The organism is Methylotenera sp. (genome assembly GCF_036401095.1).
Taxonomy (GTDB): domain Bacteria; phylum Pseudomonadota; class Gammaproteobacteria; order Burkholderiales; family Methylophilaceae; genus Methylotenera.
In genome coordinates, this window is sequence record NZ_DASWWA010000019.1 from 1 (window position 1) to 1,581 (window position 1,581).

Here is a 1,581-nt window from a genome sequence, read left to right on the forward strand (position 1 = left end):
CCAAGTGAACAACGCCATTACCAGCATGGATGAAGTGACCCAGCAGAATGCGGCGTTAGTTGAGCAGGCAGCCGCGGCAGCAGAATCGCTAGTAGATCAGGCGATGGGCTTAATGGATACTGTGAATGCGTTTAAATTGAGTGGCGGGCGTTTACAAAGTAGACCAAATTTAAGGACGATTGCACAACCTGCTCGCATTGCAACACTTAGCCATGGTAGGTAGCAACATAAGTTAATTTATGTATTTGATTAGCAAAGGTTAGTTATCTGGCTTTTGCTAATCAACAGTAAATATCAGTAAAAGAATGGTACGCAAGCATTTAGCTGCTACCCTTTGTAAGATTGCTTGATGCATTAATCAAGATGTTTTGAATAGATTGGAAATGAAATTGTTAAAAACTACAAATACTCGCACTGACGCTTGGGCTGTAAGCACAGACAAGCTAATGTCTTGGACTTTGCTGCTATTGTTCATAGTTAGCCTAATCGTCGGCTTTTCTTCCGGCACGCCATCAGAAGTTTTTGCGATTGGTTTACCAGCTCTATTAATCCCATTGTTAATTGCCAATATTTCTCCGGGTGCAGTTATTGGCCGATTTGCTTTTGCAACTGCATTTATGGTGTTTTCGGCATTATTTATCCAGCAAACACAAGGCATGAATGAAGCACATTTTTCTGTATTCATTTTGCTGGCGCTATTGCTATCTTACCGAGATTGGAAGCCGATTTTTGTCGCGGCATCACTGGTTAGCCTGCATCATGTGATTTTTAATTTGCTTCAAACTCCAGATTCTGGCTTTTATCTATTCCAGCAAGGTGCTAATAACAATTTAGTAATATTGCATACACTGACAATCGTGTTTGAGGCAGTTTTTTTAATGTTTATCGCCAATAATCTTCGTAAAGAGGCATTGATGGTTGGCGGAACCCCTGAAGAAGTGGTGAGTATTGCGAGACAATTGGCTAATGGTAATTTAGCTGTAGCGATTGATGTTGATGCCAATGACACATCCAGTGTGAAATTTGCATTGAAATCAATGTCTAGCAATATACTAGCGATTGTAGATCGTGTTGAGCACATCACACTTGAGCATACAAAAGGAAATGTAAACTCCGTTGTAAATGTAGAAAATCTGCATGGTAGTTATCGTGCTATGGCTGAAAAAATCAATGTGATGCTTGCTGCGCAATCAAGCTTGGTGCACAAAATCGCACAAAATGTGATTGATTTCTCAAATGGTAATTTCGATAAACCTTTTGACGCTTTACCTGGAAATCTAAAGTTTATAAACGAAGCCATTGAACAGTTGCGTGCTAATGTCAAAACCATCATAGAAGATGTGGCTCATATGAGCAAAGAGCACGAAATAGGCAATATTGATGTCTGTATGGACGCAAGCCAATATAAAGGCGCATTTGCTGAAATGGTAGGCGATGTAGACAAGATGGTAGGGGCACACGTACGGGAAAAAGAAGAAGTGACGCAAGTAATGCGTGCGTTAGGTGACGGTGACTTTGAAGTACAGATACAACAATACCCTGGTAAAAAAGCAGAAATCAATAAGAATTTAGACCGTCTAA

General features: G+C 40.3%; 2 pseudogenes. Both read left to right on the forward strand.

What is annotated here, in order from left to right:
• Window positions 1-223, forward strand: a pseudogene (locus tag VGD82_RS10165) (hypothetical protein); the annotation flags it as partial.
• Window positions 224-383: 160 nt separating this feature from the next.
• A pseudogene (locus VGD82_RS10170) lies at window positions 384-1,581 on the forward strand (methyl-accepting chemotaxis protein); the annotation flags it as partial.